Genomic DNA, 17,367 nt, shown 5'->3' with positions numbered 1-17,367 from the left:
CCTGGGCGCCGGACCGGCCGTGGCGCTCAGGAAACGGGCAGGATCCCGCCATGCGCAGCGCGAAGGTGGAACGCAACACCAAGGAGACGCGGATTGTCGCCGAGGTGAACCTCGACGGCACCGGCGAGTCGCGGATCGCGACCGGCATCGGCTTCCTCGACCACATGCTGGACCAGCTGGCGCGCCACGGCCTGATCGACATCGCCCTCGAGGCGAAGGGCGACCTGCACATCGACTTCCACCACACCACCGAGGACAGCGGCATCGTGCTCGGCCAGGCGGTCTCCAGGGCGCTCGGCGAGCGGCGCGGCATCCGGCGCTACGGCGACGCGCTGATCCCGATGGACGAGACCCTGACCCGGGTCGCGCTCGACGCCTCGAACCGGCCCTACCTGATCTGGAAGGTCGAGTTCACCCGCGACAAGCTGGGCGAGTTCGACACCGAGCTATTCAAGGAGTGGTTCCAGGCCTTCGCCCAGCACGCCGGCCTGACCCTGCACGTCGAGACCCTCTACGGCACGAACAACCACCACATCGTGGAATCCTGCTTCAAGGGCCTGGCCCGCGCCCTGCGCGACGCGCTCGAGATCGACCCGCGCAAGGCCGACGCCATCCCCTCGACCAAGGGCACGCTCTGATCCGGCCCATGATGAGCAGCATGTCATGACCTGCGTCCTGATCGACTACGGCTCGGGCAACCTGCGCTCGGCGGCCAAGGCGCTGGAGCGCGCGGCCGCCGAGAGCGGCCTCTCGACGCCGATCCTGGTGACCGCCGACGCCGAGGCCGTGCGCCAGGCCGAGCGGATCGTGCTGCCCGGCGTCGGCGCCTTCGCCGACTGCATGAGCGGGCTCTCGGCCGTCGCCGGCATGACCGAGGCGCTGAACGAGGCGGTGATCGGCCGGGGCCGACCCTTCCTCGGCATCTGCGTCGGCATGCAGCTGATGGCCGAGCGTGGCCTGGAGCACGGCAGCTACCCGGGCCTCGGCTGGATCGAGGGCGAGGTCGAGGCGCTGCCGCCCGGCGGGCCGGACCGCAAGATCCCGCACATGGGCTGGAACGAGCTCGCGGTCGAGCGCGCGCATCCGGTGCTGGCAGGGCTCGGCGACGATCCCCACGTCTACTTCGTGCACAGCTACCATCTCCGCCCGAAGCGTCCCGAGCTGCAGCTCGGCTCGGTCGACTACGGCGGACGCTTCGCCGCGGTGGTCGGGCGGGACAACCTGATCGGCACGCAGTTCCATCCGGAGAAGAGCCAGGCGGTCGGCCTGCGTCTGCTGACCAACTTCCTGGCCTGGAAGCCCTAGGTCCGAGCCCTCATTCTGGGGAAATCATGAGCGCCACCGAATCCCGCCACGCGCCGACGCTCAGCGTCGAGCAGGTCACCTCGTTCCGGGGCGCGCAGCTGCACGAGCTCTGCGAGGCCGCCGAGGAGGCGATCGTCGACGGCGGCGGCTTCGGCTGGCTGACCCCGCCGCCGCGTCCGACCATGGAGTCCTACTGGAAGGGCGTGCTGCTGGTGCCCGAGCGCGCGCTCTTCCTCGGCAGCCTCGACGGCACGGTCGCCGGCTCGGCGCAGCTGCTGCATCCCTCGCCGAACCAGGAGGGCCAGCGCCACTGCGGCTCGCTGACCACCTTCTTCGTGGCGCCCTGGGCGCGCGGCCACGGCCTTGCCCTGCAGCTGGTTCAGGCGGTCGAGGCCGCGGCACGCGAGGCCGGCCTCAAGGTGCTGAACCTCGACGTCCGCGAGACCCAGACGCGGGCCATCGAGATCTACGGCCAGCTCGGCTTCACCTGCTGGGGCAGCCATCCCCGCTACGTCTGCGTCGACGGGCGCTGGTTCGCCGGCCGCTACTACTACAAGGACCTCGAGCCGCTCGAGGCCGGGACCCCCGGCGACGAGACGCCCGGCTCCGGGTCGCGCGGGCGCTGAGCCGCCGGGCGGCCGTTCCACCCCTCCTGCCGATCCTCACGGGGACGCCCGATGATTCTCTTCCCCGCCATCGACCTCAAGGACAACCAGGTCGTCCGCCTGCGCCTCGGCGAGATGGACCAGGCTACGATCTTCAATTCCGACCCGGTCGCCCAGGCCGAGGCCTTCGCCAAGGCCGGCTTCGAGTGGCTGCACGTCGTCGACCTCAACGGCGCCTTCGCCGGCCGTGCCGTGCACGAGCCGGTCATCGAGTCGATCCTCTCGGCGACCCGCCTGCCAGTGCAGCTCGGCGGCGGCATCCGCAGCATGGAGCGCATCGAGCGCTGGCTCGAGATCGGCGTGAACCGGGTCATCCTCGGCACCGTCGCGGTCAAGGACCCGCAGCTGGTCCGCGAGGCCTGCCGGCGCTTTCCCGGCCGCATCGTGGTCGGCGTCGACGCCAAGGGCGGCCGCGTCGCGGTCGAGGGCTGGGCCGAGGTCAGCGACCTCGCGGCGCCGGAGCTGGCAAAGCGCTTCGAGGACGCCGGCGTGACCGCCCTGCTCTACACCGACATCGACCGCGACGGCCTGCTGGCCGGCGTCAACGTCGACTCGACGGTCGCGCTGGCACGGGCCACCCGGCTGCCGGTCATCGCCTCGGGCGGCGTCGCCTCGCTGGACGACATCGCCGAGCTGATGGCCTACGAGGAGGACGGCATCTGCGGCGTGGTCTGCGGGCGCGCGCTCTACGACGGCCGCATCGATCCGGCCGAGGCCCTGGCGCTGCTGGCCGGGGGAGAGGTCTAGGATTTGTTGGGCGCTTGCGCGCCGGCACCAGCCCGCACCCCCACCCGGCCACCCAACGACAGTATCCTGGAATGGGTGGCCGGGTGGGGGTGCGGGCTGGTGCAGAACCACACAACGAGGTCCCCTTCATGCTGAAGATGCGCGTGATCCCCTGCCTCGACGTCAAGGATGGCCGCGTCGTCAAGGGCATCAACTTCGTCGGCCTGCGCGACGCCGGCGATCCCGTGGAGCAGGCGGCGATCTACGACGCCGCCGGCGCCGACGAGCTCTGCTTCCTCGACATCACGGCGAGCCACGAGGAGCGCGGCATCCTGCTCGACGTGGTGCGGGCGACGGCCGAGCGCTGCTTCATGCCGCTGACCGTCGGCGGCGGCGTGCGCACGCTCGACGACATCCGCCAGCTGCTGCTGGCCGGCGCCGACAAGGTCTCGATCAACACCGCCGCGGTGAAGGATCCCGACTTCGTGCGCGCCGCCGCCCACAAGTTCGGCACCCAGTGCATCGTCGTCGCGGTCGATGCCAAGCGGGTCGGTGACGGCGAGCACGGCGAGGGCCGCTTCGAGATCTTCACCCATGGCGGCCGCAACGCCACGGGCATCGACGCCGTCGCCTGGTCCCGGCGCATGGTCGAGTACGGCGCCGGCGAGATCCTGCTGACCTCGATGGACCGCGACGGCACCAAGCAGGGCTTCAACATCCCGCTGACCCGCGCCGTCGCCGACGCGATCACCGTGCCGGTCATCGCTTCGGGCGGCGCCGGCACGCTCGAGCACATGGTCCAGGGCATCAAGGAGGGCCACGCGACCGCCGTGCTGGCCGCCTCGATCTTCCACTACGGCGAGATCTCGATCGCCGAGGTCAAGGCGGCGATGGCGGCGGCCGGCATCCCGGTGCGGCCGATTGCCCTGTCCGGCACGGCGGGAGCGGCGGCATGACCGGCGAGACCGCCGAGGTCCTGGAGCGGCTCTTCGCGACCATCGAATCGCGCAAGGGCGCCGATCCGGCGTCGTCCTACACAGCCAAGCTGTTCGCCAAGGGGCCGAACAAGATCGCCCAGAAGGTCGGCGAGGAGGCAGTCGAGACGGTGATCGCCGCCACCGCCGAGGGCCGCGAGTCGCTGGCCGCGGAGAGCGCCGACCTGCTCTACCACCTGCTGGTGCTCTGGGCCGCCCACGGCTTGCGCCCCGAGGAGGTCTGGGCCAAATTGGCCGCGCGCGAGGGGACGTCCGGCATCGCCGAGAAGGCAGCCCGCAAGGGCTCGTGACCGGCAGCCTTTCGCTGCGTTTCGAGGGCTTCGGAGCGAACCTGTGGGGGAAGCATGGCCGGCTACGACCAGAACAACGTCTTCGCCAAGATCCTGCGCGGCGAGATCCCCTGCAGGAAGGTGCTGGAGACCGAGCACGCCCTCGCCTTCCACGACATCGCGCCCCAGGCGCCGGTCCATGTCCTGGTCATCCCGAAGGGCGCCTGGCTCTCCTCGGCCGACTTCTACGCCAGGGCGAGCGATGCCGAGATCGCCGGCTTCCACCGGGCGGTGGCGCAGGCCGCCGAGCAGCTCGGCGTGGTCGACAAGGGCTATCGCATCCTGGCCAACCACGGTGTCGACGCCCACCAGGAAGTGCCGCACTTCCACATGCACATCTTCGCCGGCCGCGACCTCGGCCGGATGATCAAGCCGCCGGAGAAGTAGGCGGCGCCGCGGCTCAGCCCTCGACCGGCCGGTAGCTGCCGTCCGGCAGCAGCTCGGTCAGGAAGACCCGGTCGGAGCCCTGGTTGCAGTCCGGCCCGAAGGCGAGGCGGAAGCCGGCGATGTCGAGCTCCCGGCGCGCGCCGGCCGCCGTCTGCAGGAAGCCGGGGCGGGTCAGCGGCTCCCCGGCCGCCGCCAGCAGCTCGCCGACCGCGAGGCCGGTCACGTAGCCTTCCAGCGACTGGAAATCGGCCTGCCGGCACAGGCCCAGTCGGTCGGTGGCATCGAGATAGCGCGCGACCAGCGGCTGGCGCCGGTCGGTCGGCAGCGGCACGACCTGGCTGATCACCACGCCGGCCCCGGCCGGCCCGACCTGCCGGGCGAAGTCGTTGCTGCCGACGAAGGAGATGGTCGCGAGCGGGCAGTCCAGGCCGCCCTCCCGGGCCAGACGCACGAAGTCGGCCGTCGTCCTGGCGGTCCCGGCTATGAAGACCAGGTCCGGCTCGGCCCGCCGGATCTCCTCGAAGGCCGGGCCGACGTCGGCGGTCCGGCGGTCGAAGGCGGCGCTCGCGGCGAGGGCGATGCCGTGCGGCTGCAGGGCTCTGGTCAGGGCGCTCAGCACCGTCTGGCCGTAGGCGTCGCCCTGCAGCAGCAGGGCCGGCCGTCGGGCCTTGACCCTGCCGGTCATCCAGCCGACCAGCGCGTCGATCTCCTGCTGGTAGGAGGCGCGGATGTTCAGCACGTGGCGAAGCCCCGGATCGCGCAGGAACCCGGCACCGGTGACCGGCCCGACGAAGGGAATGCCGCCGCCCCGGGCGACCAGCTCGGCCAGCTTGGCGGTCGGCGTGCCGACCGAACCGAGCAGGCCGAAGACCGTGCCGCTGCGCACCATCTTGCGGACGTTGGCGAGCGTGCGCTCCGGGTCGTAGGCGTCGTCCAGCGTTTCGAGCCGGAGCTGGCGGCCCCCGCTGCCGCCGGCGGCGTTGATCTCGGCGAAGGCCAGCGCGATGCCGTCGCGCATCGCGGTGCCGAGCCCGGCGGCATCGCCGGTCAGCGGGGCGCTCTGGCCGAAGGTGACCGCGTCGGCGGAGACGCCGGCCTCCGCCCGGATCTGCGAAAGGAAGTCGCCGGCGCCGCGGTGCACCTGCTCGACGCCGCCGCGGATGTCCGCCATTCGCGCCTCGAAGCTCCGCATCCTGGCCGAGGCCTCCTCGGAGCCGGCGGCGATCTCCCGGTTGGCGGCGCTCTGCTCGACGACGGCGGAGGCGACGACCCGGGCGTTCTCGCTCAGCTCGCCGACCGCCCCGGCGATGGCGCCGGTCGCCTCGGTCACCCGGCCGGCCGCCGACTGCACGGCCGCGATCAGGCTCTTCACCCGCTCGGTCGCCTCGGCGGTCTGCTGGGCCAGGGTCTTGACCTCGCTGGCCACCACCGCGAAGCCGCGCCCGGCCTCGCCGGCCCGCGCGGCCTCGATGGTGGCGTTGAGCGCCAGCAGGTTGGTCTGGGCAGCGATGGCCTGGATGATGTCGGCGACGCCGAGCACGTCCTCGGCCGCCGTGCCCAGCTCCGTCGTCGTCGAATGGGCGACTCGCGCCTGCTCGGCCATCCTGGTGGTCAGGTCGGCGGTCTGCTGGGTCATCCGGTCGATCTCGGCGACGCCGGCCGAGCTCTGGGTCGTGGCCGAGGCGACCTGGGCGACCCGGGCGACGGCGTCGGCCGAGGCCTCGAGGGCGGTCGAGACGTGCTCGTCGACCGATTCGATCGCGCCGGCGACCACGGCCTCGAAGCTGCCGGCGAGGTCGCGCATGGCCTCGCGCCGCTGGCGTTCGGAGGCGCCCTCCTCCAGGGTCTGCTCCTCGAGGGTGCGGGTCAGGGAGGCGAGCCGGCCGCGCAGGCGCTCGACCTGTTCGAGGTGGCCGTGCAGGGGCGACTTGGTGGGCAGCGGCGGCAGCGGCGCGTCGAGCTGGCCGTCGACGATGCGGCGGATTGCCTCGGTCAGCTCGAGCAGGCCGTCGGGCGGCGCGGCCGCCGCAGGGCCTTCGGCGGCGGTCCGGCGTCGGCGCGGCGTCTTTCGCTGAAGCAGCTCGGCTATGGCACTCAAAGCTCTTCCCCCGAAAAAGGGTCCCGTCGGGAAGGAGATGCGACGGCGGTGCGGTCGCCTCGTCGCAGGCGTCGTCTGCCTACATACGAGCAGGCCGATTGGTTTTCGGTTAACGTTACAGTCTCCGCGTGCGGCAGGCCGGCGGCCGGGGCCGAAAAGTTGTCCCGGGCTAGCTCCGGCTCGGCGCGATCCGGCGATAGGTCAGGGCCTCGGCGACCTGCAGGCGGGTGACCGGGCCGCCGCCCTCGAGGTCGGCCAGGGTGCGGGCGACGCGCAGGACGCGGTGGTAGCCGCGGGCCGAGAGCTTCAGGCGCTCCGCCGCCCGGGTCAGCAGCTCCCGACCGGCCGCGTCGGGCTCGGCGATCGTCTCCAGCAGCGTGCCGTCGGCCTGGGCGTTGCTGGTCAGCTCGGGCCGGCCGAGGTCGGCGAAGCGCGCGACCTGGATCGCCCGGGCGGCCGCGACCCGCGCCGCGACGGCGGCGGAGTCCTCGGCCGGCGGCGGCAGCGACAGGTCGGCGGCGCTGACCGCCGGCACCTCGACGTGCAGATCGATGCGGTCGAACAGCGGCCCCGAGATCTTGCCCTGGTAGTCGAGGGCGCAGCGCGGCGCCTTGTTGCAGGCGAGGCCCGCGTCGTCCAGGTGGCCGCAGCGGCAGGGGTTCATCGCCGCGACCAGCTGGAAGCGCGCCGGGTAGCGGACGTGGGCGGCGGCGCGGGCGACCGTCACCGTGCCGCTCTCGACTGGCTGCCTCAGCGCCTCCAGGGTGCCGCGTGCGAACTCCGGCAGCTCGTCCAGGAACAGCACGCCCTGGTGGGCGAGGCTGATCTCGCCCGGCCGGGCGCGCTGGCCGCCGCCGACCAGGGCCGGCAGCGAGGCCGAGTGGTGCGGGTCGCGGAACGGCCGCCGGCGCAGCAGGGCGCCGTTCTTCAGCTGCCCGGCGACCGAGTGCAGCATCGAGACCTCCAGGGCCTCGGCCGGGGTCAGCGGCGGCAGCAGGCCGGGCAGGCGCTGGGCCAGCATCGACTTGCCGCTGCCCGGCGGGCCGATCATCAGGAGGTTGTGGCCGCCGGCGGCGGCGATCTCCAGGGCGCGCTTGGCGCTCTCCTGGCCCTTGATGTCCTTGAGGTCGGGCAGCGCGCCGGCCGGCTCGGCGACGCGCGGCATCGGCGGGGTCAGGACCTGGTCGCCCTTCAGGTGGTTGACCAGGCCGATCAGCGAGTCCGGCGCCAGGATCTCGACGCCCTCGGCCCAGGCGGCCTCCGGCCCTTGCGCCTTCGGCACGACCAGTGCGCGGCCGCTCGCCGCGGCGTGGATCGCCGCCGGCAGCACGCCGGCGACCGGCGAGAGGCGGCCATCCAGGGACAGCTCTCCGAGCGCGACCAGCCCGGCCGCCTCGTCGAGCGGCAGCACGCCGACCGCGGCCATCAGGGCGATGGCGATCGGCAGGTCGTAGTGGCTGCCCTCCTTCAGCAGGTCGGCCGGCGCCAGGTTGACGACGATGCGCTCGCTCGGCAGGGCGAGGCCGATCGCCTCCAGGGCGCCGCGCACCCGCTCGCGGCTCTCGGCGACCGCCTTGTCGGGCAGGCCGACGACCAGGAAGTTCGGCAGCCCGCCGCCGACGCGGACCTGCACGTCGACGTCGACCACCTCGATGCCCTGGAAGGCCACCGTCCCGACCCGTGCGACCACCTGTCGCGCCTCCTGCGCCGTTGCGGGCCGGCGTTCCCGTCCCGTTCCGGGCCAGTCTAGCCGCGAAGGCCGGGCACGCGCCAGTTGCAAGCGCATCCCGGCTCGACAGCCGGGCGAGCCGCGCCACATTGAGGACATGTCGGGGCCGGAGCCTGCCGGCCTCTCCGCCACTCCCCGCGAAAGGACCCAGCCCGATGCGAGCGCTCGAACGATTGACCGCCCTGGCCGCCGCCCTGGTGATGCTGGCGGCGCTGGCGCTGCCGGCCGCCGCCGCGCTGTCCGAGCAGGACCAGGCCGCGATCCGGAACTACACCCTGACCACCAGGTACCTCAGCCAGGTCCAGGCCCTGACCCGGGACGCCGAGGCCAAGGGGGTCAAGGCCAGCCTCGACGCCGACGACTTCAAGAAGGCCAAGGACCTCGACGCCCTGGCCGCGCAGCTCGACGCCAAGCCGGGGGTCCACGCGCTGATGGCCGCCCACGGCCTGACCGCCCGCGAGTACCTGGTCGGGGCGCTCGCCCTGTACGGCGCCGGCATGGTGGTCAAGTACGGCGACGATCCGCAGCAGGGCAAGTACATCGACAAGAGCAAGGCCAACCCGAAGAACGTCGAGTTCTACAAGCAGCACCAGAAGGAGATCGAGGCGATGATGGCGGCCGAGCAGAAGTGATCGGCACTCGTCGCCATTGCTCGTGACCACCGGTCACTCCTCAAGATTGCTGCCTTTTCCCCCAGGATCGGCTAGAAACGTCGATCCGGGGGGAGCAACGGGATGGACGAGGCGAGCAGCGCGCCCGGCGGCGCGGCCCGGGGTCGGGCGAGAGGACGGACCGGGAGTCAGCCGCGGACCAAGCCGGCGGAGCAGCGCCGCGACGACCTGATGGCCGCTGCCGAGGCCCTGTTCCTGGAGCAGGGCATCGAGGCGACGACGGTCGAGCAGATCACCGTCGCCGCGGGCGTCGCCAAGGGCACCTTCTACCTGCAGTTCAAGACCAAGGAAGAGCTGCTCGACGCCCTGCGCCGGCGCTTCGTCGAGCGCTATCTCGTCGAGCTCGAGGTGGCGATCAGGGAACTGCCGGCCAACCACCACGCGGCCCGGCTCGGCCTCTGGACCGCGGTGACGATCGGCGTCTTCCTGGACCGCGACAGGCAGCGCCGGCTGCTGTTCCAGGGGCCGCGCGACTATGCGGCGGCCGGCGGCGACGCCGCGGTCGCGCGCCTGGCCGAGCTGCTGGCGGCCGGCGGCCGCGCCGGTGCCTGGTCGCTGCCCGACGCGCGGGCCGCCGCGGCCTTCCTGTTCCACGGCCTGTGCGGCCTGCTCGACGCCGGCGCGCGGCCGACAGGTGCCTCGCTCGCCGATACCGCCGCGGCGATCGAGGACGCCGCCATGGTGGTGGTCGAGCGCTTGGTGCTGGCGAGCGACTGAGCGCCGCAGCCCCCGCCTCAGTCGATCCAGAGGCCCCGCTTCTTGTGCCAGGCCTCGATCGATTCCTCCGGATAGCCGTCGAAGCAGTCGTCGTCGGGGCCGATCTGCGGCACCACCCAGGACGGCTTGTCGGCCAGCATGATGTGCACCGTCTCCGGCGGCACCGGCAGCGCGCTGTCGATCGCCGAGGCGAAGGGGTGGACCAGCTCCGGCCAGCTCGGGTCGTAGAGCCAGAGCGCGCTCGCGCAGTGCCGGCAGAAGTTGCGCTGGCCCGTGCTGATCTCGCAGCGGCCGCCGCGCTCGATCCCGGCGCGATAGACGGCCAGCGCGTCGCGCCCCTCGCGGCCCTCGACCTTCAGGGTCCGGTAGACCCCGGCCAGGTTGATGGCATAGCCGCCGCCGCCCGCGGTCTTGCGGCAGATGCTGCAGTAGCAGCGCATGAAGGGCTGCGGCGTGTGGCTCTCGACGGCGAAGCGGACGGCGCCACAGCGGCAGCCGCCTTCCAGGGTCATCGGCATCGCGGCATCTCCCGGCTCGGAACGGTCGGTCCTATCGGCAAGATGGGTGCCCCGGCCGCCGCCCGCCAGCGGCCGCGCGGCTACTCCGGCAGCCGGCGGTCGGTGCGTCCGGCCAGGCGGCCCTCGATGGCGTCCCAGATCAGGCCCGAGAGGTTGGCGGCGTCGAAGCGGTCGATCTCCTGGATGCCGGTCGGCGAGGTGACGTTGATCTCGGTCAGGTAGTCGCCGATCACGTCGATGCCGACGAAGATCAGGCCGCGCTGGCGCAGCGCCGGGCCGATCGCCGCGCAGATCTCGCGGTCGCGCGCGGTCAGCACGTCCCGCACCGCCTTGCCGCCGACGTGCATGTTGCTGCGCGCCTCGCCCTCGGCCGGGATGCGGTTGATCGCGCCGACCGCCTCGCCGTCGACCAGGATGATGCGCTTGTCGCCCTGGCGCACCGCCGGCAGGTATTTCTGCACGATGACCGGCTCGCGGAACATCTGGCTGAACAGCTCGAGCAGCGCGTTGAGGTTCTCGTCGTCCGGCTTGATGCGGAACACGCCGGCACCGCCGTTGCCGTAGAGCGGCTTGACGATCAGGTCGCCGTGCTTCCTGCGGAACTCCCGGATCTCCTCGCGGTGGCTGGTGATCAGGGTCGGCGGCATCAGGTCCGGGAAGTGCGTGACGAACAGCTTCTCGGGCGCGTTGCGGACGTTTGCCGGGTCGTTGACCACCAGGGTCGCCGGATGGACGTGCTCCAGCAGGTGGGTCGCCGTGATGTAGGCCATGTCGAAGGGCGGGTCCTGGCGCATCAGCACGACGTCGACCGTCGCCAGGTCGAGGACCTCGGGCGTGCCGAAGCTGTAGTGGTCGCCTTTGACGCGCCGGACCTCGAGCGGCCGGGCGTGGGCATAGAGCCGGCCGTCGCGGAAGGCCAGCTCGCGCGGCAGGTAGTGATAGAGGCCGTGGCCGCGCCGCGTCGCCTCGAGCGCCAGGGCGAAGGTCGAGTCGGCGTCGATGTCGATGGCCTCGATCGGGTCCATCTGGATCGCAACGGCAAGGCTCATGGCGCAGTCACCCGGCTGGTCGGTCGGAAGGCGGAAAGAGCGGTAGCACCGCCGCGCGCGGAAGCAAAGAGCGGGTACGCGGCAGGGCCTGTGCCGCTCCGGCGCAGGTGCCTAGTTGAGCCTGGCCCGCAGCCGGGCCAGCAGGGTCGCGACCTCGCCGCGCCGCGGATCGCCGGCCGCCAGCTCCAGGAAGTTGTCGAAGGCGAAGATCGCCGCCCGCAGATTGTCGAGCCGCATGTGCAGCAGCCCGGCCTCGCGCCACAGCGGCCCCTCGGCGGGGTCGAGCAGCAGCATCGACTCGACCGCCTCGAGGGCGCGTACCAGGGCGCCCTCGCGCAGCCGGCGCACCTTGATGTTGTTCTGCAGGCGCAGCAGGATCTCGCGGTTGCCGCAGGCCGCGTAGTGCTCCGGCGCCAGCTCCGCGGCCTCGCCGCGCACCGCCTTGAGCAGCTGGCGAAGGGCCTGCGGGCCCAGGGGGTCGCCGCTGCGGAAGGGGTCGAGGATCAGGCGCCGGCTGCCGCACTGCAGGCGGATCAGGAAGTGGCCCGGGAAGTTGACGCCCTCGGCCTCCCAGCCCTGGGCGCGGGCGGCATGCAGCCAGAGGATCGCGAGCGCCACGGGCAGGCCGCGGCGCCGGTCGATGACCCGCATCAGGTTGGCGTTCTGCAGGTCGTCGTAGGTCTCCTCGTCGCCGGCGTACTCGTAGCGCCCGACCAGCACCGCGCGCAGCGCTGCCGCGCGCGCCTCCAGGTCGCCGGCGCCCGCCGCCTCGCCGCCCAGGTCGGCGGTGTCGCGGGCGAGCAGCGACAGGTGATGGCTGTAGCGCTCGATCGGCTGCTGCGGCGCCTCGAGGGCGGCGAGTAGCAGGGCGGTGCCGGCCAGGTCGATCTCCCGGTCGTCCTGGCCGCCGACCCGGCGCAGGCGGCGCTCCAGCTCGTCGCGCCCGCTGGCCGGCGACCAGCTCACTTCGCCGGCTCCAGGACGTGGACGTAGGAGACGAAGCCCTGCACGTAGGCGATCTGCTTGACGTAGCGCTCGATCGTGTCGAGCTCCTGTTGCGTGCGCGCGACGCCGAGCAGGTAGACGACGCCGTTGACCACCTCGATCGAGTAGTTGACGGCCGAGACCTCGCGGTCGAACACTAGGTCGGCCTTGAGCTCGGTCGCGATCCAGCGGTCCCGGGCCGCGTCGATCAGCGAGCTGTCGTCGCGCACCCGCAGCTCGTCGATCACCTCCTTGACGCCTTCGGGCTGCCAGGCGAGGCGCACGGCCTCGACCTCGTCGGCCGGGGTCGGCACGTCGCCGGTCAGCAGCACGCGGCCCTCCTCGACCGCGAAGTTGACGTCGGCGAAGAGCTCCAGGTTCTTCTTGAAGAAGCGGTCGTTGAGGCCGGCGCGGATCGCCGCGTCGTCGACGGCGGCCGCGAAGCCCTTCTCGCTGGAGGCGGCGAGGCCGCCGGTCGCGGCGGCGCCGACGGCTGCCCCGGTCGGCGAGCAGGCGCCGGGCAGCAGGCAGCAGAGCAGGGCGAGACCGGCGAGCGGCAGGCGGGAAACGGGCATCGGCAGAGGATCGCTGTCGGACCGCGTTAGGCTGAGGCCGCAGCCTAGGCCGGTCAAGTTAACGGACCGTTCCGTGCCGCTCACGGGCGCCACGCGGCGGCGACGTGGCGCGGCAGTCGGCGCGGGCTCAGCAGCAGCGCGTCGAACCGCAGGCGGCAGGCCGCGAGCGCCGGGTGGCGCTGCAGGAAGGCCGCGGCGGCGCGCTCGATGCGCAGGCGCTGGCGCCGGCCGATCGCCTCGGCCGCCGCCGCCTGCCGGTCGCGGTGCTTGACCTCGACGAAGATGACCAGCCGGCCGCGCCGGGCGATCAGGTCGATCTCGCCCTGCGGCACCCGGAAGTCCCTGGCCAGGATGCGGTAGCCCTCGAGACGCAGCCACCAGGCCGCCCAGCGCTCGGCGCCGCGGCCGCGCGCATAGGCCGCCCGCCGCTCGGGCCGCGCCGCAGCGCCGCCGGCACCCCGCGGCCTCACCGCCCCTCGCCCGTCTCGTCCGAGTGCGCCGCCGACAGCGCGAGGGCGCGCTCGTAGACCTGGCGCCTCGGCAGGCCGGTCGCCGCGGCCACGGCGGCGACCGCATCGCGCAGGCTCGCGCCGGCCAGGGCCTCGCGCAGCCGGGCATCGAGCTCGTCCTCGGCCGGCGGCGCCGGTGCCGCCGGCGGGCCGATGACCAGGGTCACCTCGCCCTTCGGCGGACCGGCCTCGGCATAGTGCGCGGCGAGGCGTCCCAGGCTGTCGCGCCGGACCTCCTCGAAGCGCTTGGTCAGCTCGCGGGTGACCGCGGCCGGCCGCTCCGCGCCCAGCACGGCGGCCATGTCGGCGAGGCTGGCCGCCAGGCGCTTGGCCGATTCGAAGAAGATCAGCGTCGCGGGAACCGCCGCCAGCTCGGCGAGGTTGTCCCGGCGGGCCTTGGTCTTGGTGGGCAGGAAGCCGGCGAAGAGGAAGCGGTCGCTCGGCAGGCCGGCCACGGCCAGGGCGGCGAGCGGCGCCGAGGGGCCCGGCACCACGGTCGGCTCCAGCCCGGCGTCGAGCGCCGCGCGGACCAGCTTGTAGCCGGGATCGGAGACCAGCGGGCTGCCGGCGTCGGTGATCAGCGCCACGGTCTTGCCGGCTTTCATCGCTTCGATCAGTTTCGGTCTGACCCGCTCTGCGTTATGGTCGTGATAGGAAAGCAGAGGCCGATCGATCCCATGAGCGACCAGCAGCTTCCGGGTGACCCGAGTGTCCTCGCAGGCGACCAGGTCGGCGCCGCGCAGGACGGCAAGGGCGCGCCGTCCGACGTCGGCCAGATTGCCGATCGGGCCCGCGACGAGATAAAGGCGATGGCCGAGCGGGCTCGGCAGCGTCTCGACGCTCAGATTGCCGCCTCCTGTGGCGCGCTTGAACGGGCCCTGTTCAAGGGAAAAGGATCCTGATGACCCCTGATATGCGTAGGTCTGCGCCCTTCGTCGGCGGCCTCGTGCTTCTCGCCCTCGCCGCCTGTCAGAGCCCGCAGCCTACGAACGAGGCCAAGCCGGTGCAAGCGCCCGCCGCCGCGCCGACGGCGCCCGCGCCGATGCCGCGCGCCGGCCTGGTGGCACCGGACGGCAAGATCCACCTGGCCCTGCTGGTGCCGATCTCCGGCCCCGGCGAGAAAGTCGGCCGGGCCTTGCTGAACGCCAGCCAGATGGCGCTGTTCGACCTCGGCGGCACCGACCTCGCCCTCGACGTCTACGACACCCAGGGCACGCCCCAGGGCGCCTACGCGGCGCTCCAGGCGGCCAAGGCGGCGCAGTCGGCGCTGGTGCTCGGGCCGCTGTTCTCCGGCTCGGCGCAGTCGATCAAGGCCGACGCGGCCGCCTACGGCGTGCCGGTGCTCAGCTTCTCCAGCGACGAGACGGTCGCCGGCAACGGTCTCTACACCCTGGGCATCAGCCCGGCGATGCAGGTCGACCGGGTCGTCGACTTCACCGCGCGCCTCGGCGTCCACGCCTATGCGGCCCTGGTGCCGCGCTCGCCCTACGGCGACGCCGCGCTGGCGGCCTTCCAGGCCGCGGTGACGCGCAACGGCGGCAGCGTCACCAAGACCGTCGGCTACACGCCCGGCAGCACCGACCTGTCGCCCGAGGTGCGCGACCTCGCGACGGCCGCGGCCAAGGACGGCGGCCTCGCCCAGCAGCGGCGCCAGTATCTGGCGAGCGCCCAGCAGGGCGGCCAGCAGGGCGCCGAGGCGAGCGCGGCGCTGAGCGGCGGCGGCACCGGCGGCTTCGGCGCGCTGCTACTGCCGGCCGGCGGCAGCGAGCTGATCAACCTCGCCTCGCTGCTGCCCTACTACGACGTCGATCCCGAGAACGTCCAGTTCCTGGGCATGCAGAACTGGAACGACCCGGCTCTTACCAAGGAGCCGGCGCTGGTCGGTGGCTGGTTCGCCGCCCCCGATCCGCGGGCCTGGCAGGTGTTCAGCGGCCGCTACGCCTCGCTCTACGGCCAGAACCCGCCGCGCCTCGCCTCGCTCGGCTACGACGCCATGGCGGTCGCCGCGGTGGTCTCGGCCGACGCCCGCAGCGCCGGCGAGCCGGCGATCAGCCGGCAGCGCCTGGAGAACCCGGTCGGCTTCGCGGGGGTCGACGGCATCTTCCGCTTCGAGGCCGACGGCACGCTGCAGCGCGGCCTCGCGATCCTGGAGCTGGAGAAGGACGGCATCGTGGTGCGCGACCCGGCGCCCCAGTCGTTCCAGGCCGGCCAGGTCTCCCAGCTGAACTACTGAGCGGGCCACGACTGCGCGGATCGGCTCAGGCCGGCGCTTTCGCGGCCTCTGCCGCGGGGCGCTGGCCGGCCGCCAGATGGCGCAGCACGGCGTCCAGCCGGCGCCGGCCCTCGGCGGTCGCGCGCAGCCCCGCCGCATCGAGCGCCAGGTAGCCGGCCTCCTGCAGCTGCTCCAGGGTCCGGCCGGAGAACAGCGCCTCGGGCTCCGCCCCGGCCTCGCGCCGGAAGGCGGCGCGGGCGATGCCCTCGCGGGTCCTGAGGCCCATGACCAGCAGCTCGTCGAGCCGCTGCACGGGATCGAGCGGCTGGCGGGTGCGGGTCGCGTGGCCCTCGGCCTCGACCGCGGCCAGCCAGGCCTCGGGCGCCCGGTGCTGGCGGGTCGCCAGCTTCCGGCCATCGAGGGTCAGGCGGCCGTGCGCGCCGGGGCCGACCCCCAGATAGTCGTCGTAGCGCCAGTAGAGCTGGTTGTGCCGGCACTCGGCGCCGGGCCGCGCGTGGTTGGAGATCTCGTAGGCCGGCAGGCCGACGGCCTCCAGGCGCTGCTGGGTCTCGTCGAACAGGTCGGCGGCCGCCTCCTCGTCGAGCGGCTGCAGCTCGCCGCGCCGCCAGGCGCCGTGGAACGGCGTGTTCTCCTCGATCGTCAGCTGATAGAGCGACAGGTGCTCCGGGCCCTCGTCGAGCGCGCGGCCGAGCTCGTCCCGCCAGGCCTCGGCGCTCTGTCCGGGGCGCGCGTAGATCAGGTCGAAGGAGAAGCGCGGGAAGCTGCGCCGCGCCAGGGCCACGGCGGCCAGCGCCTCGGCCGCCGAGTGGCGCCGGCCGAGGAAGCGCAGCGCCGTCTCGTCGAGCGACTGGACGCCCAGGGAGACCCGGTTGACCCCGGCCTCGGCCAGCGCGGCGAAGCGGCCGGCCTCGACCGAGGTCGGGTTGGCCTCGAGGGTGATCTCCAGGTCCGGCCCGTGGGGCCAGAGCGCACGGGCGCGGTCGATCAGGGCCGCGACGGTCCCGGGATCCATCAGCGAGGGCGTGCCGCCGCCGAAGAAGATCGAGGCCAGGCGCCGCGGACCGGCTCCCGATTCGCAGGCCGCCGCCCAGTGCTCCAGCTCGCGCAGCAGCGCCGCGCGCCAGCGCGCCTGCTCGATGGTCTCGCGGACGTGGCTGTTGAAGTCGCAGTAGGGGCACTTGGACAGGCAGAACGGCCAGTGGACGTAGAGGCCGAGTCCGGATTGGCCCTCGCCCCGGCCCTCGGGACCGCGGCCCGGGGGCGGCTCAGCCATCGCTCAGGCGGTGCCTCAGCTGCGCGAAGGCGCGCGCGCGGTGGCTCATGGCGTGCTTCCGCTCCGGCGCCATCTCGCCGAAGGTCTCGCTCTCGCCTTCGGGCAGGAAGATCGGGTCGTAGCCGAAGCCGAGCGCGCCGCGCGGCGGGAAGACCAGCGTGCCGTGGACCCGCCCCTCGAAGACCTCGCAGCTGCCGTCGGGCCAGCCGAGCGCCAGGGCGCAGACGAAGTAGGCCGAGCGGTCCTCCGCCCCGGCCAGCTCCCGGCGGATCCGCTCCATGGCCAGGCCGAAGTCCTTGTCCGGGCCGGCCCAGCGCGCCGAGTAGATCCCCGGCGCGCCGCCGAGCGCCGGCACGACCAGGCCCGAGTCGTCGGCCAGGGCCGGCAGCCCGGCGCCGATCGCCGCCGCCATCGCCTTGAGCTCGGCGTTGGCCGCGAAGGTCAGCCCGGTCTCCTCCGGCTCCGGCAGGCCCAGGCTGTCGGCGCTGACCACCTGAAGGCCGACGGGCGCCAGCAGCTCGCCGATTTCCCAGACCTTGCCCGGGTTGTGGCTGGCGATGACGATGCGCTCTTCGGGGAACCTCTGCTGCATGAAGCTCGATAT

Annotated in this window: 21 protein-coding genes; 11 read left to right on the top strand and 10 right to left on the bottom strand. The window is 73.1% G+C overall.

The window, feature by feature from the left end; all coding sequences use genetic code 11:
* Positions 1-50: 50 nt before the first annotated feature.
* From hisB to B9O00_RS07610, 7 genes are all read left to right on the top strand, one after another.
* A complete protein-coding gene (hisB, locus tag B9O00_RS07640) occupies positions 51-638 on the top strand; it encodes an imidazoleglycerol-phosphate dehydratase HisB (protein WP_085121872.1) in 588 nt (195 codons plus the stop codon).
* Between the two features lie 25 nt (positions 639-663).
* Positions 664-1,305 (top strand): imidazole glycerol phosphate synthase subunit HisH, encoded by a 642-nt coding sequence (hisH, locus tag B9O00_RS07635; protein WP_085121871.1) that lies wholly within the window; start codon positions 664-666, stop codon positions 1,303-1,305.
* A 26-nt stretch (positions 1,306-1,331) separates the two neighbouring features.
* Positions 1,332-1,931 carry a GNAT family N-acetyltransferase gene (locus B9O00_RS07630; RefSeq protein WP_085121870.1) on the top strand — a complete coding sequence of 200 codons (600 nt, stop codon included), beginning with the start codon at positions 1,332-1,334 and terminating at the stop codon, positions 1,929-1,931.
* Positions 1,932-1,982: 51 nt separating this feature from the next.
* Complete coding sequence (hisA, locus tag B9O00_RS07625; protein ID WP_085121869.1) at positions 1,983-2,717, top strand: 1-(5-phosphoribosyl)-5-[(5-phosphoribosylamino)methylideneamino]imidazole-4-carboxamide isomerase; 735 nt, start codon at positions 1,983-1,985, stop codon at positions 2,715-2,717.
* Positions 2,718-2,845: 128 nt separating this feature from the next.
* The gene (gene hisF, locus B9O00_RS07620) at positions 2,846-3,652 is read left to right on the top strand and encodes an imidazole glycerol phosphate synthase subunit HisF (RefSeq protein WP_085121868.1); all 807 of its coding nucleotides are present in this window, start codon (positions 2,846-2,848) and stop codon (positions 3,650-3,652) included.
* Entirely contained in the window at positions 3,649-3,981 is a 333-nt protein-coding gene (locus B9O00_RS07615) for a phosphoribosyl-ATP diphosphatase (protein WP_085121867.1), read from the top strand. Before hisF ends, B9O00_RS07615 begins: the two co-directional genes overlap by 4 nt.
* A gap of 54 nt (positions 3,982-4,035) precedes the next feature.
* Complete coding sequence (locus B9O00_RS07610; protein ID WP_085121866.1) at positions 4,036-4,407, top strand: HIT domain-containing protein; 372 nt, start codon at positions 4,036-4,038, stop codon at positions 4,405-4,407.
* A 13-nt stretch (positions 4,408-4,420) separates the two neighbouring features.
* On the opposite strand, the gene B9O00_RS34125 is transcribed toward B9O00_RS07610, so the two are convergent.
* On the bottom strand, positions 4,421-6,505 hold the full coding sequence (locus B9O00_RS34125) for an ABC transporter substrate-binding protein (RefSeq protein WP_085121865.1): 2,085 nt from the start codon (positions 6,503-6,505) through the stop codon (positions 4,421-4,423).
* A gap of 169 nt (positions 6,506-6,674) precedes the next feature.
* Positions 6,675-8,195: a YifB family Mg chelatase-like AAA ATPase gene (locus B9O00_RS07600; protein WP_085121864.1), complete on the bottom strand. Its 1,521-nt coding sequence runs from the start codon at positions 8,193-8,195 to the stop codon at positions 6,675-6,677.
* Positions 8,196-8,389: 194 nt separating this feature from the next.
* Between B9O00_RS07600 and B9O00_RS07595 the strand changes: the two genes are divergently transcribed.
* Positions 8,390-8,866: a hypothetical protein gene (locus B9O00_RS07595; RefSeq protein ID WP_143596176.1), complete on the top strand. Its 477-nt coding sequence runs from the start codon at positions 8,390-8,392 to the stop codon at positions 8,864-8,866.
* A gap of 102 nt (positions 8,867-8,968) precedes the next feature.
* Complete coding sequence (locus B9O00_RS07590) at positions 8,969-9,622, top strand: TetR/AcrR family transcriptional regulator (protein WP_085121862.1); 654 nt, start codon at positions 8,969-8,971, stop codon at positions 9,620-9,622.
* Positions 9,623-9,639: 17 nt separating this feature from the next.
* Here B9O00_RS07590 and B9O00_RS07585 read toward each other — a convergent pair whose 3' ends face one another.
* The 6 genes from B9O00_RS07585 to rsmI form a co-directional block, all read right to left on the bottom strand.
* The gene (locus B9O00_RS07585; protein WP_085121861.1) at positions 9,640-10,140 is read right to left on the bottom strand and encodes a GFA family protein; all 501 of its coding nucleotides are present in this window, start codon (positions 10,138-10,140) and stop codon (positions 9,640-9,642) included.
* Positions 10,141-10,220: 80 nt separating this feature from the next.
* Entirely contained in the window at positions 10,221-11,189 is a 969-nt protein-coding gene (gene gshB / locus B9O00_RS07580) for a glutathione synthase (protein WP_085121860.1), read from the bottom strand.
* Positions 11,190-11,300: 111 nt separating this feature from the next.
* A complete protein-coding gene (locus B9O00_RS07575) occupies positions 11,301-12,155 on the bottom strand; it encodes a SirB1 family protein (RefSeq protein WP_218822788.1) in 855 nt (284 codons plus the stop codon).
* A complete protein-coding gene (locus tag B9O00_RS07570) occupies positions 12,152-12,748 on the bottom strand; it encodes a BON domain-containing protein (RefSeq protein WP_085121859.1) in 597 nt (198 codons plus the stop codon). The genes B9O00_RS07575 and B9O00_RS07570 overlap by 4 nt, the downstream gene beginning before the upstream one ends.
* A gap of 80 nt (positions 12,749-12,828) precedes the next feature.
* Positions 12,829-13,218, bottom strand: a complete 390-nt coding sequence (locus B9O00_RS07565) for a YraN family protein (protein ID WP_085121858.1) — start codon at positions 13,216-13,218, stop codon at positions 12,829-12,831.
* On the bottom strand, positions 13,215-14,033 hold the full coding sequence (rsmI, locus tag B9O00_RS07560; RefSeq protein ID WP_322111239.1) for a 16S rRNA (cytidine(1402)-2'-O)-methyltransferase: 819 nt from the start codon (positions 14,031-14,033) through the stop codon (positions 13,215-13,217). The genes B9O00_RS07565 and rsmI overlap by 4 nt, the downstream gene beginning before the upstream one ends.
* Between rsmI and B9O00_RS34120 the strand changes: the two genes are divergently transcribed.
* Positions 13,935-14,159, top strand: a complete 225-nt coding sequence (locus tag B9O00_RS34120; protein WP_322111167.1) for a hypothetical protein — start codon at positions 13,935-13,937, stop codon at positions 14,157-14,159. The genes rsmI and B9O00_RS34120 overlap by 99 nt on opposite strands.
* A 101-nt stretch (positions 14,160-14,260) precedes the next feature.
* A complete protein-coding gene (locus B9O00_RS07555; RefSeq protein ID WP_159460139.1) occupies positions 14,261-15,490 on the top strand; it encodes a penicillin-binding protein activator in 1,230 nt (409 codons plus the stop codon).
* Positions 15,491-15,515: 25 nt separating this feature from the next.
* Here B9O00_RS07555 and hemW read toward each other — a convergent pair whose 3' ends face one another.
* Positions 15,516-16,763 (bottom strand): radical SAM family heme chaperone HemW, encoded by a 1,248-nt coding sequence (gene hemW / locus B9O00_RS07550; protein WP_085121855.1) that lies wholly within the window; start codon positions 16,761-16,763, stop codon positions 15,516-15,518.
* Complete coding sequence (rdgB, locus tag B9O00_RS07545) at positions 16,756-17,355, bottom strand: RdgB/HAM1 family non-canonical purine NTP pyrophosphatase (protein WP_085121854.1); 600 nt, start codon at positions 17,353-17,355, stop codon at positions 16,756-16,758. The genes hemW and rdgB overlap by 8 nt, the downstream gene beginning before the upstream one ends.
* Between the last annotated feature and the right edge of the window lie 12 nt (positions 17,356-17,367).

It is taken from the genome of Tistlia consotensis USBA 355 (assembly GCF_900177295.1).
In the GTDB taxonomy this organism is placed as follows: domain Bacteria; phylum Pseudomonadota; class Alphaproteobacteria; order Kiloniellales; family DSM-21159; genus Tistlia; species Tistlia consotensis.
This window is presented reverse-complemented; position numbering and strand designations above follow the sequence as displayed.

Bases quoted from the DNA above. Each gene is read 5' to 3' on its own strand.
- B9O00_RS07610 (WP_085121866.1), top strand. From the start codon at position 4,036: ATGGCCGGCTACGACCAGAACAACGTCTTCGCCAAGATCCTGCGCGGC.
- B9O00_RS07630 (WP_085121870.1), top strand. From the start codon at position 1,332: ATGAGCGCCACCGAATCCCGCCACGCGCCGACGCTCAGCGTCGAGCAG.
- hisB (WP_085121872.1), top strand. From the start codon at position 51: ATGCGCAGCGCGAAGGTGGAACGCAACACCAAGGAGACGCGGATTGTC.
- hemW (WP_085121855.1), bottom strand. From the start codon at position 16,763: ATGGCTGAGCCGCCCCCGGGCCGCGGTCCCGAGGGCCGGGGCGAGGGC.
- B9O00_RS34120 (WP_322111167.1), top strand. From the start codon at position 13,935: ATGAGCGACCAGCAGCTTCCGGGTGACCCGAGTGTCCTCGCAGGCGAC.
- B9O00_RS07570 (WP_085121859.1), bottom strand. From the start codon at position 12,748: ATGCCCGTTTCCCGCCTGCCGCTCGCCGGTCTCGCCCTGCTCTGCTGC.
- B9O00_RS07615 (WP_085121867.1), top strand. From the start codon at position 3,649: ATGACCGGCGAGACCGCCGAGGTCCTGGAGCGGCTCTTCGCGACCATC.
- B9O00_RS07595 (WP_143596176.1), top strand. From the start codon at position 8,390: ATGCGAGCGCTCGAACGATTGACCGCCCTGGCCGCCGCCCTGGTGATG.
- hisF (WP_085121868.1), top strand. From the start codon at position 2,846: ATGCTGAAGATGCGCGTGATCCCCTGCCTCGACGTCAAGGATGGCCGC.
- hisH (WP_085121871.1), top strand. From the start codon at position 664: ATGACCTGCGTCCTGATCGACTACGGCTCGGGCAACCTGCGCTCGGCG.
- gshB (WP_085121860.1), bottom strand. From the start codon at position 11,189: ATGAGCCTTGCCGTTGCGATCCAGATGGACCCGATCGAGGCCATCGAC.
- B9O00_RS07585 (WP_085121861.1), bottom strand. From the start codon at position 10,140: ATGCCGATGACCCTGGAAGGCGGCTGCCGCTGTGGCGCCGTCCGCTTC.
- hisA (WP_085121869.1), top strand. From the start codon at position 1,983: ATGATTCTCTTCCCCGCCATCGACCTCAAGGACAACCAGGTCGTCCGC.
- rdgB (WP_085121854.1), bottom strand. From the start codon at position 17,355: ATGCAGCAGAGGTTCCCCGAAGAGCGCATCGTCATCGCCAGCCACAAC.
- B9O00_RS07590 (WP_085121862.1), top strand. From the start codon at position 8,969: ATGGACGAGGCGAGCAGCGCGCCCGGCGGCGCGGCCCGGGGTCGGGCG.